Origin of the sequence: Microbacterium sp. Se63.02b (assembly GCF_014171575.1) — a bacterium.
Taxonomy (GTDB): domain Bacteria; phylum Actinomycetota; class Actinomycetes; order Actinomycetales; family Microbacteriaceae; genus Microbacterium.
Window position 1 is genome coordinate 3,504,483 of record NZ_CP050453.1, and the last position, 19,069, is coordinate 3,523,551.

The 19,069-nt window shown below is 70.1% G+C and carries 21 protein-coding genes and 5 pseudogenes; 5 read left to right on the forward strand and 21 right to left on the reverse strand.

The features are described from left to right. Position 1 precedes the first annotated feature (1 nt). The 3 genes and pseudogenes from G4G29_RS23615 to G4G29_RS17465 all read right to left on the reverse strand — a co-directional run bounded on the left by G4G29_RS23615 (position 2) and on the right by G4G29_RS17465 (position 2,846). Positions 2–604, reverse strand: coding sequence for a hypothetical protein (locus tag G4G29_RS23615; protein WP_258566916.1), 603 nt, complete (start codon positions 602–604; stop codon positions 2–4). A 140-nt stretch (positions 605–744) separates the two neighbouring features. Continuing rightward, positions 745–1,539 (reverse strand): annotated as a pseudogene (locus G4G29_RS23620) (carboxylesterase family protein); the annotation flags it as partial. After that, positions 1,539–2,846: an MFS transporter gene (locus G4G29_RS17465; protein ID WP_183150992.1), complete on the reverse strand. Its 1,308-nt coding sequence runs from the start codon at positions 2,844–2,846 to the stop codon at positions 1,539–1,541. The gene G4G29_RS17465 and the pseudogene G4G29_RS23620, both read right to left, overlap by 1 nt. 128 nt (positions 2,847–2,974) lie before the next feature. Between G4G29_RS17465 and G4G29_RS17470 the strand changes: the two genes are divergently transcribed. Continuing rightward, positions 2,975–3,562 (forward strand): TetR/AcrR family transcriptional regulator, encoded by a 588-nt coding sequence (locus G4G29_RS17470; RefSeq protein WP_244632154.1) that lies wholly within the window; start codon positions 2,975–2,977, stop codon positions 3,560–3,562. 10 nt (positions 3,563–3,572) lie between these two features. On the opposite strand, the gene G4G29_RS17475 is transcribed toward G4G29_RS17470, so the two are convergent. The 6 genes from G4G29_RS17475 to G4G29_RS17495 form a co-directional block, all read right to left on the reverse strand. Further along, positions 3,573–4,538, reverse strand: a complete 966-nt coding sequence (locus G4G29_RS17475) for a site-specific DNA-methyltransferase (protein ID WP_183150993.1) — start codon at positions 4,536–4,538, stop codon at positions 3,573–3,575. After that, the gene (locus tag G4G29_RS17480) at positions 4,517–5,566 is read right to left on the reverse strand and encodes a biotin/lipoate A/B protein ligase family protein (RefSeq protein ID WP_183150994.1); all 1,050 of its coding nucleotides are present in this window, start codon (positions 5,564–5,566) and stop codon (positions 4,517–4,519) included. The genes G4G29_RS17475 and G4G29_RS17480 overlap by 22 nt, the downstream gene beginning before the upstream one ends. 38 nt (positions 5,567–5,604) lie before the next feature. Continuing rightward, positions 5,605–6,093: a DUF1684 domain-containing protein gene (locus tag G4G29_RS17485; RefSeq protein ID WP_244632155.1), complete on the reverse strand. Its 489-nt coding sequence runs from the start codon at positions 6,091–6,093 to the stop codon at positions 5,605–5,607. Next, a complete protein-coding gene (locus G4G29_RS22770; protein WP_244632156.1) occupies positions 6,054–6,341 on the reverse strand; it encodes a hypothetical protein in 288 nt (95 codons plus the stop codon). The genes G4G29_RS17485 and G4G29_RS22770 overlap by 40 nt, the downstream gene beginning before the upstream one ends. Positions 6,342–6,554: 213 nt before the next feature. Further along, positions 6,555–7,406 carry an alpha/beta hydrolase gene (locus G4G29_RS17490; protein ID WP_183152886.1) on the reverse strand — a complete coding sequence of 284 codons (852 nt, stop codon included), beginning with the start codon at positions 7,404–7,406 and terminating at the stop codon, positions 6,555–6,557. Between the two features lie 36 nt (positions 7,407–7,442). Beyond that, a complete protein-coding gene (locus G4G29_RS17495) occupies positions 7,443–8,180 on the reverse strand; it encodes a copper homeostasis protein CutC (protein ID WP_183150995.1) in 738 nt (245 codons plus the stop codon). Between the two features lie 204 nt (positions 8,181–8,384). On the opposite strand from G4G29_RS17495, the pseudogene G4G29_RS24220 reads away from it, so the two are divergent. The 4 genes and pseudogenes from G4G29_RS24220 to G4G29_RS17510 form a co-directional block, all read left to right on the forward strand. Next, positions 8,385–8,444 (forward strand): annotated as a pseudogene (locus tag G4G29_RS24220) (MarR family transcriptional regulator); the annotation flags it as partial. A gap of 74 nt (positions 8,445–8,518) precedes the next feature. Beyond that, positions 8,519–8,683, forward strand: coding sequence for a hypothetical protein (locus tag G4G29_RS24225; RefSeq protein ID WP_309491672.1), 165 nt, complete (start codon positions 8,519–8,521; stop codon positions 8,681–8,683). Positions 8,684–8,688: 5 nt separating this feature from the next. Further along, on the forward strand, positions 8,689–10,026 hold the full coding sequence (locus G4G29_RS17505; protein ID WP_183152887.1) for an MFS transporter: 1,338 nt from the start codon (positions 8,689–8,691) through the stop codon (positions 10,024–10,026). A gap of 63 nt (positions 10,027–10,089) precedes the next feature. Next, positions 10,090–10,428 (forward strand): hypothetical protein, encoded by a 339-nt coding sequence (locus G4G29_RS17510; protein ID WP_183150996.1) that lies wholly within the window; start codon positions 10,090–10,092, stop codon positions 10,426–10,428. 503 nt (positions 10,429–10,931) lie between these two features. Here the strand turns inward: G4G29_RS17510 and rocD are convergent. The 12 genes and pseudogenes from rocD to G4G29_RS24230 all read right to left on the reverse strand — a co-directional run bounded on the left by rocD (position 10,932) and on the right by G4G29_RS24230 (position 19,001). Continuing rightward, positions 10,932–12,139 (reverse strand): annotated as a pseudogene (gene rocD, locus G4G29_RS17515) (ornithine--oxo-acid transaminase). Further along, positions 12,136–13,013: pseudogene (ddaH, locus tag G4G29_RS17520) on the reverse strand (dimethylargininase). Before ddaH ends, rocD begins: the two co-directional pseudogenes overlap by 4 nt. A gap of 166 nt (positions 13,014–13,179) precedes the next feature. Continuing rightward, positions 13,180–13,326, reverse strand: a complete 147-nt coding sequence (locus G4G29_RS22775) for a zinc-binding dehydrogenase (RefSeq protein ID WP_244632616.1) — start codon at positions 13,324–13,326, stop codon at positions 13,180–13,182. A gap of 164 nt (positions 13,327–13,490) precedes the next feature. Continuing rightward, a pseudogene (locus G4G29_RS22780) lies at positions 13,491–13,661 on the reverse strand (NAD(P)-dependent alcohol dehydrogenase); the annotation flags it as partial. A 35-nt stretch (positions 13,662–13,696) separates the two neighbouring features. Then, entirely contained in the window at positions 13,697–14,170 is a 474-nt protein-coding gene (locus G4G29_RS22785; protein ID WP_244632157.1) for an alcohol dehydrogenase catalytic domain-containing protein, read from the reverse strand. Then, positions 14,167–14,403 carry a helix-turn-helix transcriptional regulator gene (locus G4G29_RS17530; protein ID WP_183150997.1) on the reverse strand — a complete coding sequence of 79 codons (237 nt, stop codon included), beginning with the start codon at positions 14,401–14,403 and terminating at the stop codon, positions 14,167–14,169. The genes G4G29_RS22785 and G4G29_RS17530 overlap by 4 nt, the downstream gene beginning before the upstream one ends. Then, on the reverse strand, positions 14,403–14,867 hold the full coding sequence (locus G4G29_RS17535) for a hypothetical protein (protein ID WP_244632158.1): 465 nt from the start codon (positions 14,865–14,867) through the stop codon (positions 14,403–14,405). Before G4G29_RS17535 ends, G4G29_RS17530 begins: the two co-directional genes overlap by 1 nt. Positions 14,868–15,389: 522 nt before the next feature. Further along, a complete protein-coding gene (locus tag G4G29_RS17540; protein ID WP_210274197.1) occupies positions 15,390–15,791 on the reverse strand; it encodes a DUF3887 domain-containing protein in 402 nt (133 codons plus the stop codon). Positions 15,792–16,206: 415 nt separating this feature from the next. Beyond that, on the reverse strand, positions 16,207–16,416 hold the full coding sequence (locus tag G4G29_RS22790) for a hypothetical protein (protein ID WP_244632159.1): 210 nt from the start codon (positions 16,414–16,416) through the stop codon (positions 16,207–16,209). Beyond that, positions 16,407–17,342 (reverse strand): aldehyde dehydrogenase family protein, encoded by a 936-nt coding sequence (locus tag G4G29_RS22795; protein ID WP_244632160.1) that lies wholly within the window; start codon positions 17,340–17,342, stop codon positions 16,407–16,409. Before G4G29_RS22795 ends, G4G29_RS22790 begins: the two co-directional genes overlap by 10 nt. After that, positions 17,339–17,803: an aldehyde dehydrogenase family protein gene (locus tag G4G29_RS23625; RefSeq protein WP_258566918.1), complete on the reverse strand. Its 465-nt coding sequence runs from the start codon at positions 17,801–17,803 to the stop codon at positions 17,339–17,341. Before G4G29_RS23625 ends, G4G29_RS22795 begins: the two co-directional genes overlap by 4 nt. Further along, positions 17,688–19,001, reverse strand: coding sequence for a proline dehydrogenase family protein (locus G4G29_RS24230; protein ID WP_345941106.1), 1,314 nt, complete (start codon positions 18,999–19,001; stop codon positions 17,688–17,690). The genes G4G29_RS23625 and G4G29_RS24230 overlap by 116 nt, the downstream gene beginning before the upstream one ends. Positions 19,002–19,069: the final 68 nt, after the last annotated feature.

Here is a 19,069-nt window from a genome sequence, read left to right on the forward strand (position 1 = left end):
GTCACGTCGCGCGCAGCAACGGTCGCACCGACGCATAGGCGTCGGAGACGTCGCGCGTCGGCACGTCGTAGACCCGGGCGATGCCTGCGGGGCCGAGGTGCCGCGGCCAGCCGGGGTCGCCATCCGCGATGAAGGCGACGGCAGCCCCGTGCACCTCGTCGGCCAGCTCCTGCGGCGGGTTCGGTCCGGCGAGCGGCTCCATCGCGGGACCGTCGAGGCAGTCGAAGAAGAACGGCACGTCGAGGCAGTGCTCGGCGAAGCCGAAGTGCCCGGACGGCCACGAGAAGCGGTAGAGCCAGGTGGGCGCAGAGCCGCGGTCGGCGACGACCTTCAGCAGCGCCGTGCGGAACATCCGGTCGGTGAGCAGCCGGCCACCGACCCGGGCGTTGCCGAGCCCGGTGATGTCGGCGTTGGCGGCGAGATACGCCCGCCGCACGCTCTTGGGCAGCCCGAGCTTGTTCAGCAACAACGACCTCGGCACCCAGCGCAGCTTCTTCTCGGAGCCCGCGAAGACCATCGTGAACTCGTCATCGGTCGCGCCGAGCACGAGCGGCTTGTCGGCGCCGATACCGGCGCGGAGAGCCTCGCGCGTGGAGCGCGGCACCAGATCGCCGTCGACGGTCGGCCCGAGGGGAGCCCCTCGTCGATCACGCTCCCCAGAGACGCGGGGCCGAGCTCGGTCGCCTTCTTCTGGAGCTCGAGGATGCGTTCCTCCGACAGCGAGGAGAAACCGGCGACGGTCGGCGCGACCCCGGCCGCGGCGGCGAGCCCGCGCCCGAAAGCCTCTGACCGCTCACCGCCCACATCGGCGAGTGCGCCCGAGATCGCGTAGACCCCGTGGAACAGGTGCTGCGCCTTCTCCATGCCGAGGAGGGTCAGCACCGCACCGCCGCCGGCCGACTGCCCGGCGATCGTGACGCGCGCCGGGTCTCCGCCGAACATCGCGATGTTCTGCTGCACCCACTCGAGGGCGAGCAGCCAGTCGCGCACACCGCGGTTGGACGGGGCATCCTCGATCCAGCCGAACCCGTCGAAGCCCAACCGATACGACAGAGACACCGTCACGACGCCGTCGCGGTTGAAGTTGCGGCCGTCGTACCAGGGGCTGGCCGGTGACCCGGCGAAGTACCCGCCGCCATGGATCCAGACGAGGACCGGAAGTCCGGAGCCCTGCTCGGCGCGGGTCGGGTCCGGGGTGAAGACGTTGACGTTCAGCGTGCTGTCGCCCTCGATGCTCGGCTCGGGGATGAGCGTCACGCCCGGATCGCCGCGCTGCGCCGTGGCTGCGAACTCGAGAGCGTCGCGCACACCCTCCCACGGTCTCTTCGGCACGGGGGCCTGGAACCGCAGCGCACCGACCGGCGCCTCGGCGAACGGGATGCCGAGGAACGCGGACGATCGTGGATTGCCCCGCCCACCCGTGGTCGGGCGCCAGCGTCCGCGCACCCGGCCGGCGGCGGTAGCCACCTCGACGAAGTCGGCGGTCGTCTCGAAGTCGGTATCCGTCATCACAGCATTCTCCTGCTCGTTCCTGGTCATCAGCGCACTCCCTTGATCGGCGCGGTCGCGACGGCGGCGAGGATCACGAACACGATCGCGAAGACGAACAGCATCGCGTAACCGCCCAGGGCCGTGATGATGACACCGCCGATCGCGGGGCTCAGCGCCTGCGGCACGTTGGTCGCGACGTTGAGGATGCCGAGGTCTTTGCCGGCCGAGACGCCCTCGTTCGGCAGCACCTCGGTCATGAGCGCCGCATCCACCGACATGTAGAGCCCGAAGCCGACACCGTTGATGATGCTCATCAGGACCATGCCGGTCATGTTCGGCTGCAGCAGCGGCATCGCCAGCGCCGCCACCATCACCACGGATGCGGCGTAGATGAACACCTTGCGGCGACCGACCCTGTCGCTCCACCACCCGGACAGCGCGATCGCGATCAGCGTCGGGACGAAGGCCACGAGGGTGAGCGTGACGACGGCGCCCTGGGCGTCCGCGAACGGCAGGCCGATGTAGTCGGTGAGCATGTACAGCTGGTAGGCGCTGACGACGAAGTAGCCGAGGATCAGCAGGAACCGCGCGGCGAACGCCCACGCGAAGTCGGGGTGACGGCGCGGGTCGATCCAGAATCCACGGAAGAACGCACCCCAGCGGAACGCGTCGACCGCCGCGTGCTTCGATGACCAGTCCCGGTTCACGAGCGCGAACAGCAACGCCGCCACGATCACGGCACCGCCGAACACCGCGTAGCCGATGCCGATCTGCGCGGCGAAAGCACCGGCGAGCATGATGCCGACCGTCATGCCGACCTGCGTGCCGAGCCCGATCATCGCGCTCGCCCCGCCGCGCTTCGACCGCGGGAAACGGTCGGCGGTGATGGCCGTCAGCGGGGCCTGGAAGAAGTTCAGCGCCACCTGGATGATCACCCAGAACACGGTGATCCAGAGGATATCGCTCAGCGAGCCCATGCCGAACAGGAAGATGCCGCCGATGATGGCGCCGAGCACCATCCACGGCACCCGGCGTCCGAACCGCGAGCGCGTGCGATCGCTCAACGCTCCGACGATCGGCTGCGCGAACAGGGTGAAGACGAAGGAGATCGTGGTGACGACGGCGAGGTTGCCGACCTTGTTCGCCTCGTCGATCATCAGCACCTGGCTGGGGAGGAGGATCGCGATGAGCCCGCCATAGGTGGCGAACAGGGTCAGCGAGGCGATCAGCAGGCTGGGCAGCAGACGTCGATTCGCGGGCGGGCTCGCCGCCGGCTCCCCCGCTGCGGGCGGGAGAGAACGGATGGTGCCGGTCGGCGCGAGTTCGGCGGCGGGATCGAGAGGGGGAAGGGACATGGCCGTTCCTCGTTGAGCGGTCGCGGGCTAATACCAAACATCGTTCGGGATTCGACTCACATGCTCGCAGATCGCGGTTCACCGCCGCAAGTCATTCACGAACGTTGTTCGGTTTTTGTGATCCGACCGTGACGGTTACCCTGGAGCCATGGCGACACGAGGGGCATATGCGAAGGGCGTCGCCAAGCGCGAGGAGATCCTCGAGGCCGCCCTCGCCGTCGTCGCCGAGCACGGCTACCGCAAGGCGTCGGTCCGAGATCGCCGACGCCGCCGGGCTCAGCCCCGCGGGCCTCCTGCACTACTTCGGCAGCAAAGAGGAGCTGTTCGTCGCGATTCTCCGCGCCAGAGACGACCGCGACGAGCAGGAGCATGCGGGCGAAGACGCCTCCACCGCCTTCCTCGCGGTGATGCGCCACAACGCCTCCGTCCCCGGACTCGTGCAGCTCTACGCGCAGCTGGCTGCCGAGGCGGGAGACCCGTCGCATCCCGCACACACGTACTTCCGTGAGCGTACCGAACGGGTCGAGGCCTTCACGCGCGCCCAGGTCGCCGCAGATCAGAGAGCGGGCCGCCTGCGCGACGACCTCGACCCCGCATGGGTGGTGCGCACGCTGCACGCCTTGGCCGATGGACTCCAAGGCGCGTGGATGCTCGACCCCTCACTCGACATGGCCGCCGAGATCGAGCAGTTCCTCGCGCTGCTGCGCCCGGCCTGACGGCTCCGGGTCAGGCGAGCGTCGTCGCCTCGGCGTGCGGCATCCGGGCCGTCATGATCCGGACGGCCTCGGGGTTGTCATCCACGAGCACGGCGTCGCGTCCGAGCGCCGAGGCCACCGCCCCCGCCGTCCCGCTCCCCGCGAAGAGGTCGAGCACCCGGTCACCCGGACGACTCGACGCCGTCACGATGCGCCGGAGGATCCCCTCGGGTTTCTGCGTGGGATAGCCCGTCTTCTCGCGCCCGGTCGTCGGCACGATCGTGTGCCACCAGACGTCGGTGGGCAGCTTGCCGCGTGCGGCCTTCTCAGCCGTGACGAGTCCGGGCGCCATGTACGGCTCGCGGTCGACCTCGTCGGAGTTGAAGACGTACTCCCGCGGATTCTTCACGTACACCAGGATCGTGTCGTGCTTGGTCGGCCAGCGGCTGCGCGACTTGGCGCCGTAGTCGTACGCCCAGATCAGTTCGTTGAGAAAGCAGTCCCGCCCGAAGACCGCGTCGAGCATGACCTTGGCGTAGTGCGCCTCCCGGTAGTCGAGGTGCAGGTACAGCGTGCCGTCGTCGGCGAGCAGCCGCCACGCCTCCTCGAGCCGCGGCATCAGGAACGCTCCGTAGTCGTCGAAGCGGTCGTCGTACGCCCGCAGCATCCCGCGCACCCGCTCGTACGCGTGGCCGTGGAACCCGTGGCGCACCTCGGTCTCTCCGGACGGGGGTGCGGAGTCGGCGGCGACCGGGGTCGGAGCGTCCGATTCGGCAGGAGTCGTCCCCGACCCGGCAGGTTCGTCGTGGGGTGCCGACGCCCGACGCGCGGTCACGACCTGGCGCTCCTGCGTGCGTCCGGTGTTGAACGGCGGGTCGAGGTACACGAGCGTGAACGATCCGGACGGCAGCGTCGCCGCGACGGCGAGGTTGTCCCCCTCGATGATCGTGACCGCCCCGAGAGCCGGATGCGGTGTCACGGCACCCGATGCAGCCACGCGTCGGTGGCGAACTTCGACGCGACGAGCGCCTCGGCGTCGGCGTACTCGTCGGCGCTGATCGACCCCGACTCGGCGTCGGTCAACGAACGGAACGTGTCCTTGAACCGCTCGATGATCTCGGCGCGCTCGAGTCCGGTCTGGCTCCGCAGAGGGTCGACGCGCTTCGCCGCAGACGCGGTGCCCTTGTCGCTCAGCTTCTCGCGTCCGATGCGCAGCACCTCGGTCATCACCTGACCGTCGATGTCGTAGGAGAGGGTCGCGTGGTGGAGCACACCCCCGTTGGCGAGACGCTTCTGCGCGGCGCCGCCGATCTTGCCGGTGGGGCTCGCGATGTCGTTCAGCGGCTGATAGACGGCATCGATGCCGAGGGACCGCAGCGCCTGCAGCACCCAATCGTCGAGGAAGGCATACGAGTCGGCGAACGTCATGCCCGCCACCAGGGATGCCGGCACGTACAGCGAGTACGTGATGATCTGCCCCGCGGCCATGAGCATCGCCCCGCCGCCCGAGATCCGCCGGACGACGTCGAATCCGTGCTTCGCCGCGCCTTCGGGATCGACCTCGTTGCGGTACGACTGGAACGACCCGATCACCACGGCCGACTCGTCCCACTCCCAGATGCGCAGGGTCGGACGCCGTCGCCCCTCGCCGACACGGGCGGTGAGCACCTCGTCGAGGGCGAGGTTCATGCGCGGTGAGACGGCCTTGTCGTGCACGATCTCCCAGTCGAAGTCACGCCAGCCCGGAGCAGTCACGAGCGCACGGCGCACGGCCGTCCCCACCGCCTCCGGCGTGAAGCCGAGCAGCTGCGCACCGTCGGGGAGGGCACCGCGCACGGCGGCGGCGATCGCGGTCGCATCCGACTCGACGGGCAGCCCGTTCACAGCCTCGTCGATGTCGCCCAACGCCGAGTCGGGCTCGAGGAAGAAGTCTCCTGCGAGGCGGAAGCGGACGATCCTGTCGTCTTCGATGTCGAGGTCGACGACGACGAGCTTTCCCCCTGGGACCTTGTATTCACCGTGCACGCCTCCAGCTTAAGCCGCACGGCCCGTCATCCGGCGGGTCAGCCGCCGAGGACGACGACTCTCTCCCCGGCACGGATGGGCGTCGAATAGCGGTTGCCCGGCGGGGGCAGGGGGCACACGAACTGGTCGGAGAACGCGCACGGCGGCAGATAGGCGCGGTTGAAGTCGATCACGGCCGTGCCGTCGTCGCCGGGCTCATCGACGGGGAGGAACCGGAAGCGGTACGTCTCGAGCCCGTTGGTGCCGTCGGCGAAGACCGCGTTCAGGGCTCCCTGCCCGTTGCGCGTCACGGTCAACGTCTGTGCGGCGCCCGCCAGCTCGAAGCGCAGCCGACCGGCCACCGGCGTCTCCCGTGCGGCGCCGTCGACCGACGTGATCACGATCCGCTCGTCCGGCGTGTGCTCGAAGACCGCGGGCAACCGCCACCGCTCGTCCGGTGCATAGGCGTCGATCGCGGTGAACCACTCCCGCTGCGGTCGTGCAGGGTTCAGCACCCGGAGGGCCACGGCGCCGTGACGGTCGAACACACGGAGCTCACGACGCCCGATGCGCAGCGTCTCGGCCCCCGCAGCGTCACGGTCGACCCCGCCTGCCCGAGCTCGCTGCCGCGGATGCCCCCATCGCCCGTGAGGGCCCACAACCCCGGGATGCCGTCGACCGCTGCGGCCTCCGTGATGAGCCAGTTCGTCGACTCCAGCGCGGAAGGACCGTATTCGGATCCCGCGTAGCGCTCGCGGGATGCGTGCCAGTCCTGCCAGTCCTTGACGAAGCTCATCGGAGCGGATCCTCCCCTGCGAGGGCGGCGCCCGCAGGCGCCTCCTCGCTCATACGCGGATTACTGCCCCGAATCTATTGCGGCACTCCTCGCATCGATGCCGTCTCGTCACACGCCTTCACCGCGCGTAACGCCGCGTCACACCCGCACCGTCGGGGAACATCCGCGCCGATCGGGAGCGGCCGATCCGGAGAGGCCGACCGGGAGAGGTGGTCAGCGCGCGGGGATGTGCGCGTCGAGCCACGCCAGCACGTCGGCGCGCACCTCGGCCTGCTGCAGTTCCGCGAAGATCTCATGCCGCGCGTCGGGATACACGAGCGTCGTGACGTCGGTGAGTCCGGAGCGGCTGCGGTACTCGTCGGCGAGCTTGTGCACGCTGCGCGGCCCGCCGACGGGGTCGTCGCGTCCGACCAGCAGCAGCATCGGGATGTCGTGTCCGAGGTCCTTCGCCGGGCGCCCGTAGAGCCGGGCTGCCTCGATCGGACCGAAGAGTTTGAGGAGGGGGACGTCGGTGGTCAGCGGGTCGTCGGCGAAAGCGGCCCACACCGCGGGGTCGCGGCTGAGCCACTCGAGACCCGTGGCTCCCTCCCCGGACCACCGTGCGTTCAGGGGCGCGGCGTTGAGGGAGCCGGGCATCCGCAGCGCGGAGCCGGAGAGGATCACGGCATCCCAGGCCTCGGGGTGATCGTTGACGAGCATCTGCGCGAGGAACGAGCCCCACGAGTGCCCGAGCAGCACGAGCGGAAGGTCGGGATGCTCCTCGCGGATGAGGCCGGTGAGCTGCCAGACGGCCTCCTTCGCCGCCCGGAGTCCGCCGACGCCCAGTCGACCGAGCCGCTCGGGGCCGCCGTGCTGGCGGATCCCCGTGCGCCCGTGTCCTCGGTGATCGTCGGCGTACACGTGGAACCCGGCGCCGGTGAGGGCCCCGATCAGCGCACCGTACCTGCCGGCGTGCTCGCCGACGCCGTGCAGCAGCTGCACCACGCCGCGCGGCGTCCCTTCGGCGGGATGGACGTCGTAGACGATGTCGACGCCGTAGGCATCGGTGAACTCACGGGTATCCATCACGGTGCGAGCCTACCCACCACGCGTCGCGGCTGCCTACCGGCCGAGGGCATCCTTGATCGCGAAGGCGATGGCGCGATCGGTCACCTCGTAGCCGCCGACTCCGTCCGAGGCGGAGCCCATGCGCACGCCGCCCTCCTCGACCACGGTGCGCTTGGCGGAGAAGTGGATCGCATCGACGCCGGCCGCGGCGAGCACGGGGGCGCTCGTCGCGTCGACACCGCTGCCAGCCATGATCTCGATCTCGCCCTCGGCCGCGGCGACGAGCGCACGCAGGGTGTCGACACCGTCGATCGCGGCGGACGCGCCTCCCGAGGTGAGCACCCGCTGGAGACCGAGCTCGCGCGCACTGCGCAGCGTCGCGACCGGATCGGCCGTGACGTCGATCGCCCGGTGCAGCGTGACCGGGGCCCCTCCGGCCGCATCGCGCAGGCGGGCCATGGCGAACAGGTCGAGCCGCCCGTCCGCATCGAGCGCCCCGATGACGACGCCGGAGGCGCCGAGCGCGATCGCGTGACGCACATCGCGCTCGGCGACCGCCAGCTCGTCCTCCTCGTAGTGGAAGCCGCCCGCGCGCGGACGCACCAGCACGTGCACCTCCGGCCCGTCGGCTCCGGCCGCCTCGACCGCGAGTTCGAGCGTCGCGGGCGACGGGGTCAGGCCACCGAGCGCGAGTGCCGTCCCGAGTTCCACCCGGTCGGCGCCGACCTCCGCGGCGATGCGTACTCCGGCGGGGTCCTGCACGGCGATTTCAAGAGCGAGCGTTCGGGTCACTCCTCCATTGTGCCCGTGCCCGCCCCACCGGCGGTCGCGAAAATTAGATAGGCTATCTAAGTAATGTCTGCGTCCGATGAATCCCTCCACAGCACCGCCACCGATCTGCGTATGGCGACGTTCCGTCTGGCCAGGCGCCTCCGGTGCGTGCGCGCCGCGGACTCCATGAGCGACGCGCAGCTGGCCGTCCTCGCCGATCTGCGCATGAACGGACGCCGGACGATCTCCACGCTCGCACAGCGCGAGCGCGTCACCGCCCCGTCGATGACCAGCACGATCAACGGACTCGAAGAGCAGGGGTTCGTGGTCCGCACCCCGACGAAGACGACCGCCGCCGCGTGCAGGTCGACATCACCGCGGCCGGTGCCGAGCTCGTCGTCGAGACCATCCGCCGACGCGACGAGCTGCTCGCCGAGATGCTGCGCGAGGTCGACTACACCGAGGACGAGCTCGCCACGCTCCGCGAGGCCAGCGCACTGATGCGGCGGGTGGTGGAGCGATGAGCGCGATGTTCCGTTCGTTCGCGAACGTCAACTACCGCATCTGGTTCGCCGGCGCGCTGGTCTCCAACGTCGGCGGGTGGATGCAGGCGACCGCCCAGGACTGGGTCGTGCTCACGGAGCTGACCGACAACGACGCCACCGCGATGGGCATCACCATGGCGCTGCAGTTCGGGCCTCCCCTCGTGCTCGTGAGCCTGACGGGGTGGGTGGCCGACCGTTTCGACCGGCGGCACATCCTGCTCGCGACCCAGACGGCGCTGCTGGCGCTCGCGATCACCGTCGGCGTGCTGCTGCTCGGCGGCGTCATGACCCTGCCGATGATGTTCGGCTTCGCCCTCGGGTTCGGCATCGTGAACGCGTTCGACGCTCCGGCGAGGCAGGCATTCGTCTCCGACATGGTGTCGAAGGGCGACACCTCGAACGCGGTCGCCCTCAACTCGGCGTCGTTCAACCTGGCGCGCATGATCGGGCCGGCGGTCGGAGGGCTGCTGATCGTCGCGATCGGCTCCGGATGGGTGTTCATCGTGAACGCCGCGACCTTCCTCGCGATGATCCTCGCGGTGTCGATGCTGCGCACCGGCCTGCTTGCCCCGCGTCTGAAGAGCCGCAGTCGTGGCGGACTGGCCGCCGGATTCCGCTACGTATGGGGACGCAGCGACCTGCGGGTCGTGTTCGTCACGGTGTTCCTGATCGGGGCGTTCGGCATGAACTTCCCGATCTTCGCCTCGACCATGGCGCTGGAGTTCGGGGCCGGCGCCGACGGCTACGGGGTGCTCAGCTCGGTGCTCGCGATCGGCTCGCTGATCGGGGCCCTGCTCGCGGCTCGACGGGAAAGGGCACGCGTGCGCGTCGTGATCCTCGCCGCCGGCGGTTTCGGCATCGCGGCCTTCGTGTCGTCGGCGATGCCCACCTACGCCTCGTACGCCGTCACGCTCACGTTCACCGGATTCATGATCGTGACACTGCTCACCACCGCCAACGGCTACGTGCAGATCACGACCGACCCGGCGCTGCGCGGGCGCGTCCTCGCCCTCTACATGGCGGTGATCATGGGCTCGACCCCGGTCGGCGCCCCCATCGCAGGGTGGGTCGCCGACACGTTCGGACCGCGGGCCGCGATCATGCTCGGCGGCACGGCCGGATTCGTGGCGTGCGCGATCGGGGTGATCTGGGTCGCGACGTCCGGACGCCTCCGGCGCGCGGAGAACCGCCGCTTCCTGCTCACGCTCGACGAGACCCGACCGCTGAGCATCGTCGAGCAGGTCGATCCGATCGAGTTCAGCGACGAGGCAGCGGTGACCACGCCGATCCGCCGTCCGCGCGAAGGCGATCTCGAGGGCTGACTCCCGGCGCGCGGTTTGTCAACGCCCTCCACGACACAGGGGTCGCGTACATACGGTCGCAGCATGGACGAGAACACAGAACGCACACCCCACCCGCAGGACCCGGCCGAAGGCGCCCCCGGTGCCGGTGTGCCGGATGAGGACTCCGGCCAGGGCGACGGCACAGGCGGCGCGATCCAGGGCGACAGCTCCCGCGGCGAGTCGACCGGCGGGGCGATCCAGGGCGATGCCGGTCAGGGCCACCGCTCGGCGCTGGGCGGCGACGAAGGCACCGAGGATCAGCTCGACGCCGACAACGCCGCCGAGGAAGACACCCTGAAGACGCTCGACCCCGACTCTCCCCGGCCTGACCCACCGGGAGCAGCCCGGCCGCGAGCACCCCCACGAGCACGAAAGGTGTGACGGTCGCGGCCGTCCACGCCAGTCGGGTCCAGCGCGGCGTGGGGGCCACGTCGAGCGGCACGAAGATCGCGCACACGAGCAGGGCCGACCACGCGAGGCCCGCCACCACCACGACGGCGGTGTAGCCGCGCTCGACGCCGTCGAACGTCTCCGACCATCGGCTGAGCAGCAGCGGGGCGGAGGCGGCGATCGTCCACCCCCACGCGTTCAGGAACACCAGCCAGGTGACGGGCGGCGGCAGCGCCGTGGCCTTGCGCCAGCGGAGCACGGCGCGCGGAAGCGACCCGAGGACCATCGCGAGCACCGTCACGGGGATCAGCGCGAGCAGGCCGGGCGACCGAGGCATGAGCAGTCCGGCCAGCGCGGCCAGCACCACCGGCAGGATCACGTTCAGCCCCGACCACCACGACCACGCGGCTCGGTGGATTCCGCGCGCCGCCGTACCGCGGCGCGCTGCTTCGCTCGTGATCATGCTCCCCCGCGATGAGCCTAGCGACCCGCGGCTACACCCCGAGGACGAGCTTGAGCTGTTCGACCGCCCAGTCGAGCTCGGTCGCGCGGATCACGAGGGTGGCGCGATGCGGATCGTCTGGCCGTGGGTGTCCTTCACCAGCACACCCCGTTCGAAGAGCTTCTCGGCGACCTCGCGCCCCGTGCCCTTTGCCGGGTCGATGTCGACACCGGCCCAGAGCCCCCGCGATGCGCACGGCCGTGACCCCGGTGCCGATCAACGGCGCCAGCGCCTGTTCAAGGTGGGCGCCGAGCGCACGCGCCCGCTCCTGGAACTCGCCGGTCTGCAGCAGTTCCACCACGCGCAGCCCGACGGCCGCGGCCAGCGGATTGCCCCCGAAGGTCGACCCGTGCTCGCCGGGACGGATCACACCCAGCACGTCGGTGTTCCCCACCACGGCCGACACAGGGAGGATGCCGCCGCCGAGCGCCTTGCCCAGGAGGTACAGGTCGGGCACGACGCCCTCGCGGTCGCACGCGAAGGTCTCTCCCACGCGTCCGAGTCCCGCCTGGATCTCGTCCGCGATGAAGAGCACGTTCTTCTCGTCGCAGATCTCGCGGATGCGACGCAGGTAGCCCTCCGGCGGGATGACGACGCCCGCCTCGCCCTGGATCGGCTCGACGAGCACGGCGGCCGTGTCGGCGGTGATCGCCGCGGCGATGGCCTCCGCGTCACCGTAGGGCACCACATCGAAACCGGGGGTGTACGGGCCGAAGTCGTCGCGCGCGGACTCGTCGTCGCTGAAGCTGACGATCGTGGTCGTGCGGCCGTGGAAGTTTCCGGCCGCGACGATGATGCGGGCCCGACCCTCGGCGATGCCCTTGACCCGATATCCCCAGGCGCGGGCGACCTTGATCCCGGTCTCGACCGCTTCAGCGCCGGTGTTCATCGGCAGCACGAGCTCCTTGCCCGCGAGCTCGGCGAGGGCGGCGGCGAACGGTTCGAGCCGATCGCTCTGGAACGCACGGCTCACGAGCGTGACGCGGCCCAGCTGCTCGGTGACCGCGGCCACGAGAGCCGGATGCCGGTGCCCGAAGTTCACCGCGGAGTATGCCGCGAGCAGGTCGAGGTAGCGCGCTTGCCCTCGACATCGGTCACCCAGGCGCCCTCCGCCTCGGCGATGGTCACCGGCAGCGGGTGGTAGTTGTGTGCGACGTGCGGCTCGGTTCCCGCCGCGGTCGTCTCGTCGACGGCGGTCACTTCGCGCCTCGCAGTTCGAGCGTGCAGCACTTGATGCCGCCGCCGCCGAGCAGCAGCTCGGACAGGTCGACCGTGATCGGGTTGTAGCCGCGCTCGCGGAGCTGCTTCTCGAAGCCGGTCGCACGCGGCGAGATGATCACGTTGTAGCCGTCGCTCGAGGAGTTCAGCCCGAACACCGAGCCGTCCTCGTCCGACACCAGGATCGCGTCGGGGAAGCGGCGCTCCAGCTCGGCACGGCTGGCGTCGTCGAAGGCGCCGGGAAGGTAGGCGATGTTCGCCCGCTCGGGCCCGCCGTTCTCGACACCCTGCACCGGGTCGAGCACGGCGATCGCGGTGTCGAGGTGGTAGAACCGCGGGTCGACGAGGTTCAGCGACACGACCTCGCGGCCGAAGACCTCTCCGACCTCGCGGTGGCTGTCACCCGTCGACCGGAATCCGGTGCCGGCCAGGATCACGTCGCCGACGAGCAGGAAGTCGCCCTCGCCCTCGTTGACCTCCTGGGGCATCACGGTGTCGTAGCCGGCGGCGCGGAACCACTCCGCGAAAGCGGGGCCTCGCCCTGACGCTCGACGAAGCGGAACTCGGGCACGTACGCGCGGCCGTCGATCAGGAACCCGCCGTTGGCCGTGTAGACCATGTCGGGGTATCCGGCGAGCGGCTCGATGAGCTCGACCTCGTGGCCCAGCTCGACGTACAGGTCGTACAGCTTCTGCCACTGCGCGACCGCGTTCGCGGTGTCGGTGGGCCGTGAGGGCTCCATCCACGGGTTGATGGAGTAGTTGACGGTGAAGTGCTCCGGCTTGCACATCAGGTAATGGCGGCGGTGCGCGGTGCGCACGGGGGCGGTGGAGACGGCGGTTTCCGGCGTCGACATGGATGCTCCTCGAATGGACGGGCGCGGCGGACGCTGTCCAGGGGCCCGGCGGTCCTTCGACCCGCCGCTCGTTCAGAGCCGGCGGCGGGGAAGATGCGACTCGAGCACGCCGGAGTCCATTGTGCCATCCGCGCCCTGTGCGCCGCCAGAGGCCCGAGCCTGAGCCTCAGGACCCGTGGACGACGACCTTGCCCACGGTGTGGCCGGCCTCGAGGTGGGCGAGCGCGGCGGATGCCTCGGCGAAGGGGTACTCCCGCTCGACCACCGGCACCACGCGCCCCTCGGCCACGAGTTCGAGGAGCTTGGCCAGCACCTCGGGCCGGGGCGTCGCGGCGAGGGGACGGATGCGGCGCGCGCCCAGGAGAGAGCCGCCGCCCGCAGCATCCGCGGCACAGGACCGAGCACGTGCCCGCCGTCGCCGGTGACCAGCACGATCGAGCCGCCGTGGACGACCAGCCGCTGCAGCTCGCGCAGCGGTATCCCTCCCGCGATGTCGATGATCGCGTCGAAGCGGCCGGACGGAAGCTCGCTCAGCGGCGACTCCCGGTGATCGAACGTGCGGACCGCGCCGAGGCGCTCGACGAGCGGGGCGTTGCGTCTGCTGCAGGATGCCCAGACTTCCGCTCCGCGGAGCGCGGCCAGCTGCACCGCGAACGTGCCGACACCGCCGGACGCCCCGATGATCAGGACGCGCGGGGTCGCCGCCCTGAGGCCGACACGAGCAAGGTCGAGCGCCTGCCACGCGGTTCCCGCGGCGATCGGCAGGCTCGCGGCGGTCGCCGGCGCGACGTCGGGCGGGATCGGCACGAGGCGCGAGGCGGGCACGCGCACGTACTCCCCAGGCCGCCGCCGCCGACCAGTTCGCCGACGACCTCCTCTCCCACCTCGGCGCTGACCACGTCGGGCGCCACGGCGACAACGGTGCCGGCCACCTCCATGCCCCGCACCGGATGCTTCGGACGGGTGAGCCCGAAGACCGGCCGCACGAGAAGCGGGTCGCCGAGCAGGAGCCGCACATCGCCGGCGTTCAGGCCCGTGGCCCGCACCCGCAGCAGCACCTCGCCGTGGTGCGGCACCGGCACCGGGATCCGCTCGAGTGCCACTCCTTCGGCGGGCCCGTAGGTCTCACGGCGCCAGGCCGACATCGTCTCGGTCATGATGCTCCTTCTGGTGACGGCGGGGCGGGGTACTGGAAGATCTCGTCGAGGCCGACGCCGAAGGCACGGGCGATCTGGAAGGCCAGCTCGAGCGTCGGCGAGTACTTCTGCTGCTCGATCGCGATGAGCGTCTGCCGCGTCACGCCGATCGTGCGCGCGAGTTCGGCCTGGGTGAGCCCCGCCTGCTCGCGGTGCAGTCGGATGCTGTTCGAGACGAGGGTGGGTTTGACCATCAGACGAGCCCCCGCCGGTAGGCGATCACCCTGGCGACGCCGCCGACGAGCGCCGAGACCGCGAACCCGGCGAACATCGTGTTGGCGATCCAGAACACGTCGGCTCCGACTGCGCAGAGCAGGATGACGCCGAGACCGGCGATCACGACGAAGGCCTGCTCGACGCGCGAGCCCATGCGGTTGATGTCGCGGTCGCGGATGTCGGAGCGCCCGACCCCGTCGGGGTCCTTCGCTCCGGCGATCATCCCCCAGACGATGCCGATGACGATCGTCGCGACGATGCCGCCGCCGATCACCCAGAGCATCAGCGGGAACCAGTCGACCGCGGTGAGGGGCCCGCCGGCCGCCTGCTGGAGCACCAGCACGACGTAGACGACCATCGTGATCGGGCTCACGATGAGTCCCGCCCAGGCGTTGCGCTCTTCGTAGACCATGATGCCTCCGATGTAAAAGATTCTTGACACGCACAGCGTACATCCACACACTCGCGGGTGTCAAGAATTCTTTACATGCTCGCTGGAGCTTCGGAATAGTGATGTGCGGTGCGGTACTGGTGGCGGCCTCATTGCCCGCCTCATCCCTCCGAGTGCCGTGGGCATCGCGCAGGAATCAGGAGATCCTTCTCAGAGCAGAGTAGGTCGCCAAGCCAACTACTAGCGCTGCGCAGACGATAAGCAGAAAGGGGATGGCCTGGATGCGTTGGAGTCCCGCGAATGCGGTCAGCGCTACACCAAGGCCGGACTCAATGCTCCACAGGTTGCGCGTTGTGGGAGATTCGCCCGCCCTGGTGAGAATAGTGAGGAGTCGGCCGAGGACTATCACGATCAGGGTGGCGGTGCCGGCGAACATTAGGCCGGGCGCCCGCCACGGGGCGTGTTGATCAGGGGCCCAGTGCAGTACCACTCCTGCGCTTGGCGCGACAAGCGCGCACAACAATCCAGTCCCGATCGCGATCGCAACCTCGGTGCTGATCCGGCGTGCCGTGTTCACTCCGCGACCGGGACGAAGTACAAGCCGGCCAACCTTCCCTCGGCGCTCCACGTGCTCCGGCATGTCACAGTCCCAGCCTCGAACTCAAGCCGCGTCTCTGCCACCACATAGTCCCCAGAAATCACGGCCGCGGAGCCCGTGAAGTCCTCCCACTCGCCGAACGACGCAACCAGATCACCCCAAGCTCTCGCCAGCTTGTCCGGAGTCAGCACGACGGAGATCTCCGCACCGAAGTAGTTCGTGACGGCGTCATCAATCCGCGACTCCACGATCGCGCGGACTACCTCTTTCGCAAGTTCCGGGGCCTCACCCAAAAGCGCTCTCATCATCGCTCCACCTCTCGCTTCTGCTTCCTTGACCTTCGGCCCGAACCGTTGGAACGCGGCTTGCCGGGTCACACCCAGCCCCTGCCCGATCGCAGCCCATGTCACGCCAGCCGACCTGGCCCGCGACACTTCCGCATGGAGGCCCGACTCGGACAGTGACCGCAACGCTTCGAGAGCCACAACGCGATCCACGCTCCCGCGAGCGGAGACTGACACCGCATCGAGCGCGAGCCGCAATAGTTCCTCACGAGGCACGAGTAAACAATACCTTTACGCCAAGCGGCTGCGTCAATAAGTCGAGCATCTGTTCGCTGACGACTGTGCAATGACCCCTGACATGATTTTCTACAGCTTGTTGAGACAGCGACAGGTTCCCGCGGGCCGACGGACGACGACGCAAGGTTCCGGGGCCGGACGCGTCGGTCTTGCTGGTCGGGTTTTCACCGCCGTCTTGCTGGTTCTTGCCACCGGGTGACGGCGACACCCCTCAGATCACGTCGCTGCTCCAGGGATCGAGGTTGCCGTAGCGGTGCGCGGTGATCGAGATCGACTGCTCGTGCACGAACGGCAGCAGTTCGATGCGGGCGGCGGCCGTGACCTCGCCGTCGTACACCGCGAGGTCCGGATCCCCGCCCGAAGCCTCGGCCAGGGCGGTGTGCAGAGCCGCGACGGCCGTACGACCGCCGATCAGGCGCACCCTGTCGCTCGCCGGCAGCGCCGGGACTCCTCGACGACGGCGTCTTCGCGGAGCATCCGCTGCATCCACTCCTCATCGCTCTCGAGGAACACCGGTGCATCGAGGTCGCCCAGTGCGCGACGCACATCGCCGGGCAGTCCGACGGGTGTCGACAGCACGAAGTCGGCCCCTGACCGCACTCCGGCGATGACGACGCGGAGGAGGTCCTGCAGGGCGGCGTCCGCCGTCGCACGGATCTCGACGGGCACCGGGCGGTAGCGGAACAGGTTGCGCTCCACGCCGAGGTGAGAGACATCGCGCACCTGACCGAACTCGCGGTCCCAGGCCAGCGCATCCGACAGGGCGGAACGGCGCAGCCACTCGAACGACTCGTACTCGAGCGACGACTGGGCCGACTCGATCAGCGCGGTGATCCGGGAGTCGAGGCCGCGCAGATGCAAGGTGCTGGAGGCCGGACCACCCGGCTGCGAGCGCCAGGATCCCAGCCCGATCAGGTAGTTCGGGCCACCGGCTTTGGCGCCGGGGCCGACGGCGGAGCGCTTCCATCCGCCGAACGGCTGCCGCTGCACGATGGCCCCGGTGATGCCGCGGTTCACGTAGAGGTTGCCCGCCTGCACCCGGTCGAGCCAGTACGCCAGATCGTCCGGGTCCTGCGTGTGCAGCCCGGCGGTGAGGCCGTACGCGACGGCGTTCTGCATCTCGACCGCGCGGGCGAGCGTCGGTGCGTGCATCACACCGAGCACGGGGCCGAAGAACTCCTCGGTGTGGAAGCGCGAGCCCGGCTGCACACCCACGCGCACACCCGGGGTCCACAGCCGCCCGCTGCCGTCGTCCTCCCGAGACAGGGCGGGTTCGATCAGCCACTGCTCGTCGCCCTCGCGCTCGCTCAGCGCCCAGGCGAGCTTGCCGTGCGGCTGCTCGATCACCGGACCCACCTCGGACAGCGGATCGGTCGGGGGCCGACGTGCAGCGAGCGCACGGCATCCGCGAGCTGCCGGGCGAACCGCGCGGAACGTCCGACCGGACCGACGAGGATCGCGAGCGACGCCGCGGAGCACTTCTGCCCGGCGTGGCCGAACGCGCTCTTGACGAGGTCGGCGACTGCGAGATCGAGGTCGGCCGACGGCGCGATGATCATCGCGTTCTTGCCGCTCGTCTCGGCGAGCAGCGGCAGGTCGGGTCGCCACGAGCGGAACAGCGCCGCCGTGTCCCAGGCGCCGGTGAGGATCACGCGGTCGACCGCCTCATGCGTCACGAGCGCGCGTCCGAGATCACCCTCTTCGATGTCGACGAGTGCGAGCACGTCGCGCGGGATGCCGGCCTGCCACAGCGTCTCGGCGATCACAGCGGCGCAACGGCGCGCCTGCGGGGCCGGTTTGAACACCACGCCGGAGCCCGCGGCGAGCGCGGCGAGCACTCCCCGGCAGGGATCGCGAGGGGAAGTTCCACGGGGGCGTGACGAGCGTGACGGCGGCGGGGACGAAGACGGCGCCCGCGATCGCGTCCAGCTCCCGTGCCTTGGCGGCGTAGTAGCGGGCGAAGTCGACCGCCTCGCTCACCTCGACGTCGGCTTCGGCGAAGACCTTGCCCGTCTCGGACGCGGCGACCTCGATCAGCTCCGCCCGCCGGGACTCCAACGCGGCGGCCGCACGCAGCAGCACGTCGGCACGCTCGGCAGCGGGTCGGCCTCCCCACGTGGGGGCCGCGTGCTGAACTCGCCGCACGGTCTTCTCGAGGGTCTCCGCGTCGTCGATCCGTGCGGCGCCGATCGTCGCGACTCCGAGGTCCGAGACGGGGATGCGCTCGCGCACGCCGCGGGCCCAGTCGCGGTTCGCCGGGAGCGCCGGGTCGCTGTCGGCGGTGTTCCAGAACCCGGGCGCACCGCCCGCGTCCTGCTCGAGCTCTCGGGCGGAGTACACGGCTGTCTCCAGGAACGCTTCCCGACCGGCGTCGTCCGACCCGCGAGAGATCCCGAGCACAGCCTTGGTGAGGTCGGTCTCCGGCATCGGCGCGACCGGGGCGGGTCGCACGGACTCGTGCACCGGAGCGAGCCGATTCTGGGTGCGGCGCGGGCCGCTGCGGAACGTGGGGTCGGTCGAGCGGTCGAGCGCGTCGAGGAAGCGGTCCTGCTCGCGCACGAAGAGACCCTCGTCGTCTCCGAGCCGGAACGCGGCGGAGAGGAAGTTGTCGGACGAGGCGTTCTCCTCCAGGCGCCGCACCAGATAGCTGATCGCGACGTCGAACTCGGCGGGCGCCACCACGGGCACGTAGAGCAGCACGGGGCCGACCTCGCGCGACACGGCCTGCACCTGGCCCTGGGCCATGCCGAGGAGCATCTCGAACTCCACGGCATCCCGCACGCCGCGCTCCCCGGCGAGCAGCCACGCATAGGCGATGCCGAAGAGGTTGTGACCGGCGACGCCGAGCTTCACGGCGGCGGCATGCTCAGGCTGCAGCGCCCAGTCGAGGCAGCGCAGATAGTTCGCATCGGTGTCGACCTTGGCGTCGAAGGTCGCGGGCGTCCAGCCGTGCATCGTCGCCTCGACACGCTCCATCGCGAGGTTCGCGCCCTTGACGAGGCGCACCTTGATGCGGGCGCCCCCGTCGCGACGCGGTCCTGCGCCCAGGCCGTGAGCTCCTGCAACGCGGGGAG